1 protein-coding gene is annotated in these 370 nt (G+C 62.2%); it reads right to left on the bottom strand.

Features of this window, described 5'->3' with window-relative positions:
- Positions 1–327 (bottom strand): hypothetical protein (locus EII42_RS13200; RefSeq protein ID WP_158676540.1); only part of this gene is annotated, 327 nt, incomplete at its 3' end.
- Positions 328–370 lie beyond the last annotated feature (43 nt).

Below are 370 nucleotides of genomic sequence, written 5' to 3'. Positions count from 1 at the left end.
CAACCAACCCTCATCGAAAGCCACCTCACAAGGCAAACCCGAACCATCCACCGAAACACTCACCCCACCACAACGCCCAACCACCTCACGCGCCACACCAACACCATCCACCTCACGTGCCACACAACGCTGCCGCTCATGCTCACGCAACACCCGCTGATACTCGTCTAGTGACCACCTGGCGGCGTCTTCCGGCACCACCAGGGCAGTCTCCAAACCCACCTCAGGCGGCAGACTCAACGCGAACCGGCGAAACGCATGCTCCAACAACTCCGCCAGCTCCCACCCCGAACGAAGCCGACGATGCCACACCGGACTGATCCGCACCCGCTCCAACCGCCGACCCCGATCAAACCAAACCCGAACCAAC

Origin of the sequence: Tessaracoccus sp. OH4464_COT-324 (genome assembly GCF_003932855.1) — a bacterium.
Lineage (GTDB): Bacteria > Actinomycetota > Actinomycetes > Propionibacteriales > Propionibacteriaceae > Arachnia.
The sequence above is the reverse complement of the archived record's forward strand: the minus strand, read 5'-3'. Positions and strand labels throughout refer to the sequence as shown.